The organism is Streptomyces hygroscopicus subsp. hygroscopicus (assembly GCF_001553455.1).
Taxonomy (GTDB): Bacteria; Actinomycetota; Actinomycetes; order Streptomycetales; family Streptomycetaceae; genus Streptomyces; species Streptomyces hygroscopicus.
Genome location: NZ_BBOX01000565.1, coordinates 1 through 6382, shown reverse-complemented (window position 1 = coordinate 6382; position 6382 = coordinate 1). Strand labels below are relative to the sequence as shown.

Here is a 6382-nt window from a genome sequence, read left to right as displayed (position 1 = left end):
GCCGCGCGCTGGTGATCGGCGGCGGGCTCGCCGGGACAGCGGCGGCGCTCGCGCTGGCCGACGCCGGGCTGCGGGTCACCCTGCTCGAGGGGCGCCCCCGGCTGGGCGGCCTCGCCTTCTCCTTCCACCGCGCCTCCGCGGCCGGCGAGCTGACCGTCGACAACGGCCAGCACGTGTACCTGCGCTGCTGCACCGCCTACCAGTGGTTCCTGGACCGGGTCGGCGCCGCCGGGCTCGCCCCGCTCCAGGACCGGCTGGAGGTCCCCGTCCTCGACGCCGGGGGGCGGAGCGGGCGGCGGCTCGGCCGGCTGCGCCGCACCGGGCTGCCGGTGCCGCTCCACCTGTCCGCGAGCCTGGCCACCTATCCCCATCTCTCCCTCGCCGAACGCGCCCGGGTGGGCCGTGCCGCGCTCGCCCTGGGGCGGCTGGATCCCCAGGACCCGGCCCTGGACGGGCAGGACTTCGCCGGCTGGCTGCGCCGCCACGGCCAGTCGCCGCGCGCCGTCGAGGCGCTGTGGGACCTGGTCGGCGTGGCCACCCTCAACGCCACCGCACCGAACGTCTCGCTGGGCCTGGCCGCGATGGTCTTCAAGACCGGGCTGCTCTCCCGGCCCGGCGCCGCCGACATCGGCTGGGCCCGCGCCCCGCTCGGCGAACTGCACCACACCCGCGCCCACCGCGCCCTGGAGGCGGCGGGCGTGACCACCGGGCTGCGCACCCGGGTGACCGCCGTGACCCGCACCCCCGAGGGCCGCTGGCGCGCGGCCACCGCCGGGCGGCCGGGGGAGCGGCCGCCGGCGGAGGCGGACGTGCTCGTGCTGGCCGTACCGCAGCGCGAGGCCCACGCCCTGCTGCCCGACGGCGCGCTGAAGGACCCCGGCCGGCTGCTGCGCATCGGCACCGCGCCCATCCTGAACCTGCACGTGATCTACGACCGCACGGTGCTGCGCCGCCCGTTCTTCGCCGCGATCGGCTCCCCCGTCCAGTGGGTCTTCGACCGCACGGACGCCTCGGGGCTGCGGGACGCGCCCGGCGCCGGGGACAGCCAGTACCTGGCGGTGTCGCAGTCCGCCGCCCACGACGACATCGACCGCCCGGTGGCCGAGCTGCGCGCCCGCTATCTGCCCGAGCTGGAGCGGCTGTTGCCGGTCGCCCGCGGGGCGCGGGTGCGCGACTTCTTCGTCACCCGGGAGCGCACCGCCACCTTCGCCCCCGTCCCCGGCGTCGGACTTCTCAGACCTTCCGCCCCGACAAACGCGCCCGGCCTCTACCTGGCCGGTGCGTGGACCGCCACCGGCTGGCCCGCGACCATGGAGGGCGCCGTGCGCAGCGGTCTTTCCGCCGCCCGCGCGGCCCTCACCGACCTCGGCCGCCCGCGTGTGAATCCGCTCCCCGCCCCGGGCGGGGGGACGCCCAAGGAGGCGGCATGAGCACCACCACCAAGAACAGAGGAGAGACCGTGACCCCGGCGACCCCAGCTGCCGACACCGCAGGCGTCATGGCGCTGCTGGAGCGCGGCCGCACGCTCGCCACGCCGGTGCTGCGCGCCGCCGTGGACCGGCTGGCCCCGCCCATGGACACCGTCGCCGCCTACCACTTCGGCTGGATCGACGCCGAGGGCCACCCGGCGGCGGGCGACGGCGGCAAGGCGGTGCGCCCGGCGCTGGCCCTGCTGTCGGCCGAGGCGGCGGGCGCCGCCCCCGAGACCGGTGTGCCCGGCGCGGTCGCGGTCGAGCTGGTGCACAACTTCTCGCTGCTCCACGACGACCTGATGGACGGCGACGAGCAGCGCCGCCACCGCGACACCGTGTGGAAGATGCACGGCCCGGCCCAGGCCATCCTCGTCGGTGACGCGCTGTTCGCCCTGGCCAACGAGATACTGCTGGAGCTGGGCACCGCGGAGGCCGGGCGGGCCACCCGCCGACTCACCTCCGCGAGCCGGAAACTGATCGACGGTCAGGCCCAGGACATGTCCTACGAGCACCGCGAGCGGGTCACCGTCGAGGAGTGTCTGGAGATGGAGGGCAACAAGACCGGCGCCCTGCTGGCCTGCGCCGCCTCCATCGGCGCCGTGCTCGGCGGCGCCGACGACCGCACCGCCGACACCCTGGAGCGCTACGGCTACCATCTGGGCCTCGCCTTCCAGGCCGTCGACGACCTGCTCGGCATCTGGGGCGACCCGGAGGCGACCGGCAAGCGGACCTGGAGCGATCTGCGCCAGCGCAAGAAGTCCCTGCCGGTGGTCGCCGCGCTCGCCGCCGGCGGCGCCGACTCCGAGCGGCTCGCCCAGATCCTCGCCGCCGACGCACACAAGCCGGAGGAGGAGTTCGCCGACTTCTCGGAGGAAGAATTCGCCATCCGCGCCGCGTTGATCGAACAAGCGGGTGGCCGCGACTGGACCTCCGAGGAGGCCCGCAGACAGCATGCGACCGCCATGGAGGCGCTCGACTCGGTGGACATGCCCGCCGAGGTCCGGGCGCGGTTCGTGGCGCTCGCCGACTTCGTCGTCGTACGAAAGAGATGATCGCCATCGACTCCACCTAGTTCGCGGTCGCCGGGCGGCACCCATCCGGGGTGCCGGCCGACGGAAGCCCCAAGACGGCAGATGCGCACACTGCAGAGGGGAAGCCATGACAGCGACACCCACCGTTCAGCCCTCCGAGTCATCCGAGTCCAAGACCGTGAGCGTCGCCCGTGACACGGCGGCCCGCGCGGTCGAGCACCTGCTGTCCCGCCAGGACGAGCGGGGCTGGTGGAAGGGCGACCTGGAGACCAACGTCACCATGGACGCAGAGGACCTGATGCTCCGGCAGTTCCTCGGCATCCGGGATCCCGACACGTTCGCCGCCGCGGCCCGCTATCTGCGGTCCCAGCAGGCCGCCGACGGCACCTGGGCCACCTTCCACGGCGGTCCCCCGGAGCTTTCCACCACCATCGAGGCGTACGTCGCCCTGCGGCTGGCCGGCGACGAGCCCGACGCCCCCCATATGGCCGCGGCCGCCGCCTGGGTGCGGTCCCGGGGCGGGATCGCGAACAGCAGGGTGTTCACCCGGATCTGGCTGGCCCTGTTCGGCTGGTGGCGCTGGGAGGACCTGCCCGATCTGCCACCGGAGATCATCTACTTCCCGAAGTGGTTCCCGCTCAACATCTACGACTTCGGCTGCTGGGCCCGGCAGACCATCGTGCCGCTCACCATCGTCTCCGCCCGGCGCCCGGTGCGTCCGGCTCCCTTTCCCCTCGACGAACTCCACGCCGACCCCCGCAGACCCAATCCGCCGCGCCCGCGGGCCCCCCTCGCCTCCTGGGACGGCGCCTTCCAGCGGCTGGACCGGGCGCTGCACGCGTACCACAAGGTGGCCTTCCGCCCGCTGCGCCGGGCCGCGCTGCGCTCCTGCGCCCGCTGGATCGTGGAGCGGCAGGAGAACGACGGCTGCTGGGGCGGCATCCAGCCACCCGCCGTCTACTCCATCATCGCCCTCCACCTGCTCGGCTACGACCTCGACCACCCGGTGCTGCGCGCCGGACTGGAGTCGCTGGACCGCTTCGCGGTGTGGCGCGAGGACGGCAGCCGGATGATCGAAGCCTGTCAGTCCCCGGTCTGGGACACCTGCCTGGCCGCCATCGCGCTCGCCGACGCCGGACTCCCCCCGGACCACCCGGCGCTGGTCAAGGCCGCCGACTGGATGCTGGCCGAGCAGATCGACCGGCCCGGCGACTGGTCGGTCCGGCGGCCCGGCCTGCCCTCCGGCGGCTGGGCGTTCGAATTCCACAACGACAACTACCCCGACATCGACGACACCGCCGAGGTCGTCCTGGCGCTGCGCCGGATCGACCACCCCGAGCCCGAGCGGGTCGAGGCGGCCGTGCGGCGCGCCATGCGCTGGACCCTGGGCATGCAGTCCAGGAACGGCGCATGGGGCGCGTTCGACGTCGACAACACCAGCCCGCTCCCCAACAAGCTGCCGTTCTGCGACTTCGGGGAGGTCGTCGACCCGCCGTCGGCCGATGTCACCGCGCACGTCGTGGAGATGCTCGCGCACGAGGGGCGGACGTACGACGCCCGCACCCGGCGCGGAATCGCCTGGCTGCTGTCCGAGCAGGAGCCGTGCGGCGCCTGGTTCGGCCGCTGGGGCACCAACTACGTCTACGGCACCGGCTCGGTCGTCCCCGCGCTGATCGCCGCCGGGGTCCCCGCCTCCCATCCGGCGGTCCGCCGGGCCGTCCGCTGGCTGGAGAGCGTCCAGAACGAGGACGGCGGCTGGGGCGAGGACCAGCGGTCCTACCTCGACCCCGAGTGGATGGGCCGGGGCGCCTCCACCGCCTCGCAGACGGCGTGGGCGCTGCTCGCGCTGCTGGCGGCGGGGGAGCGGGACGGCAAGGCCGTCGAGCGCGGGATCACCTGGCTCGCCGAGACCCAGCGGGAGGACGGCTCCTGGGACGAGCCCTACTTCACCGGCACCGGCTTCCCCTGGGACTTCTCCATCAACTACCACCTGTACCGGCAGGTCTTCCCGGTCACGGCACTCGGCCGATATGTCCACGGCGAGCCCACCGGGGCGCGACCGCGGAGCAGCTGATGTCCGCCGACCCGGCCCCGGAGCCCGACAGCGGGCCGTTGCTGATCGCCTGTGCGCTCGGTATTGAGCGGTTCGCCCTGCGCGGCGCCGGGGCCGGGGCCGGGGCGGTGACCGTGCTGCGCACCGGCATGGGGCCGCGGTCGGCCGAGCGCGCCGTGGCCAGGGCGCTGGCCCGGGAGCCGGGGCGGCCGGCCCGGCCCGGGGAGCCCGGTGGGTCCGGGCCGGGGACGCCGCCGCGCGCCGCCGTCATCGCCACCGGTTTCTGCGCCGGGCTGGCCCCCGGGATGCACCCCGGGGACCTCGTCGTCGCCGACGAGACCCGCGATCCGGCGGGCAGCACCGCGTGCACCGGCGTCCGGGTCCTCGCCGACGCGCTGTCCCGGCCGTCCCCGTCCGGCCCCCGCCGGGCCGTTCACCTCGGCCCGGTCGTGGGCTCCGACCATGTGGTGCGCGGCGCGGAGCGGGCCGCGCTGCACCGCACCGGCGTCATCGCGGTGGACATGGAGTCCGCCGCGACCCTGCGTACCGCCGTCCGCCACGGCGTCCGTCCGGTCGCCGCCGTACGGGTGGTCGTGGACGCTCCCGAACACGAACTCGTCCGTATCGGCACCCTGCGCGGTGGAATATCGGCTTTCCGGGTACTACGGACTGTTCTGCCCGCTTTCTTTCACTGGTACCGTTCTTCGCTGCTCCCAGGAGGTGAGCTTGATGGCCATGCCTCTCCGCCAGACCATCCGGGTCGCGACGTATCTCTTTGAACAGAAGATGGTCAAGCGGCGGGACAAGTTCCCGTTGATCGTCGAACTCGAACCGTTGTTCGCCTGCAATCTCAAATGCGAGGGTTGCGGAAAGATCCAGCATCCGGCGGGGGTGCTCAAGCAGCGCATGCCCGTCGCCCAGGCGGTGGGCGCGGTGCTGGAGTCGGGGGCGCCGATGGTGTCCATCGCCGGCGGCGAACCCCTGATGCACCCACAGATCGACGAGATCGTGCGACAGCTGGTGGAGCGGCGGAAGTACGTCTTCCTCTGCACCAACGCGATGCTGTTGCGGAAGAAGATGCATCTGTTCACCCCCTCCCCGTACTTCGCCTTCGCGGTGCACATCGACGGGCTGCGGGAGCGGCATGACGAGTCGGTGGCGAAGGAGGGGGTGTTCGACGAGGCGGTCGCGGCGATCAAGGAGGCCAAGCGGCGCGGCTTCCGGGTCACCACCAATTCCACCTTCTTCAATACCGACACCCCGCAGACCGTCATCGACGTCCTCAATTTCCTCAACGACGACCTCAAGGTGGACGAAATGATGATTTCGCCCGCCTACGCCTATGAGAAGGCGCCCGACCAGGAGCACTTCCTGGGCGTCGAGCAGACCCGCGAGCTGTTCCGGAAGGCGTTCGCCGGGGGCAACCGCCGCCGCTGGCGGCTCAACCACAGCCCGCTCTTCCTCGACTTCCTCGAGGGCAAGGCGGACTTCCCGTGCACCGCGTGGGGCATCCCCAACTACTCCCTCTTCGGCTGGCAGCGCCCCTGCTACCTGATGAGCGACGGCTACGTGCCGACCTACCGCCAGCTGGTGGAGGAGACCGACTGGGACAAGTACGGCCGGGGCAAGGACCCGCGCTGTGACAACTGCATGGCGCACTGCGGCTACGAGCCCACCGCGGTCCTGGCGACCATGGGCTCCCTCAAGGAGTCGCTCCGCGCGGCCCGCGAAACCGCTGCCGGAAGCCACGGGTGAGGCCATGAGCGCAGGGGAACCGGTCGCACTCGGCCTGCCCGCCGTGCCGGGCAGGCCCCTCGCGCCGCGCC

At 73.3% G+C, this 6382-nt stretch carries 5 protein-coding genes; all 5 read left to right on the top strand.

Annotated features, from left to right (window positions below):
• Window positions 1-8 precede the first annotated feature (8 nt).
• The 5 genes from hpnE to hpnH all read left to right on the top strand — a co-directional run bounded on the left by hpnE (window position 9) and on the right by hpnH (window position 6311).
• Entirely contained in the window at window positions 9-1430 is a 1422-nt protein-coding gene (gene hpnE, locus AXW62_RS38685; RefSeq protein WP_063817737.1) for a hydroxysqualene dehydroxylase HpnE, read from the top strand.
• Window positions 1427-2524, top strand: a complete 1098-nt coding sequence (locus AXW62_RS38680) for a polyprenyl synthetase family protein (RefSeq protein ID WP_060948460.1) — start codon at window positions 1427-1429, stop codon at window positions 2522-2524. The genes hpnE and AXW62_RS38680 overlap by 4 nt, the downstream gene beginning before the upstream one ends.
• A gap of 106 nt (window positions 2525-2630) precedes the next feature.
• Entirely contained in the window at window positions 2631-4577 is a 1947-nt protein-coding gene (gene shc, locus AXW62_RS38675) for a squalene--hopene cyclase (protein ID WP_060948459.1), read from the top strand.
• Window positions 4577-5335 (top strand): phosphorylase family protein, encoded by a 759-nt coding sequence (locus AXW62_RS38670; protein WP_060948458.1) that lies wholly within the window; start codon window positions 4577-4579, stop codon window positions 5333-5335. Before shc ends, AXW62_RS38670 begins: the two co-directional genes overlap by 1 nt.
• Window positions 5286-6311: an adenosyl-hopene transferase HpnH gene (gene hpnH / locus AXW62_RS38665; protein WP_030840440.1), complete on the top strand. Its 1026-nt coding sequence runs from the start codon at window positions 5286-5288 to the stop codon at window positions 6309-6311. Before AXW62_RS38670 ends, hpnH begins: the two co-directional genes overlap by 50 nt.
• Window positions 6312-6382 lie beyond the last annotated feature (71 nt).

Excerpts from the sequence above, each read along its gene's own strand:
- shc (WP_060948459.1), top strand. The coding sequence starts at position 2,631 with ATGACAGCGACACCCACCGTTCAGCCCTCCGAGTCATCCGAGTCCAAG.
- AXW62_RS38680 (WP_060948460.1), top strand. The coding sequence starts at position 1,427 with ATGAGCACCACCACCAAGAACAGAGGAGAGACCGTGACCCCGGCGACC.
- AXW62_RS38670 (WP_060948458.1), top strand. The coding sequence starts at position 4,577 with ATGTCCGCCGACCCGGCCCCGGAGCCCGACAGCGGGCCGTTGCTGATC.
- hpnH (WP_030840440.1), top strand. The coding sequence starts at position 5,286 with ATGGCCATGCCTCTCCGCCAGACCATCCGGGTCGCGACGTATCTCTTT.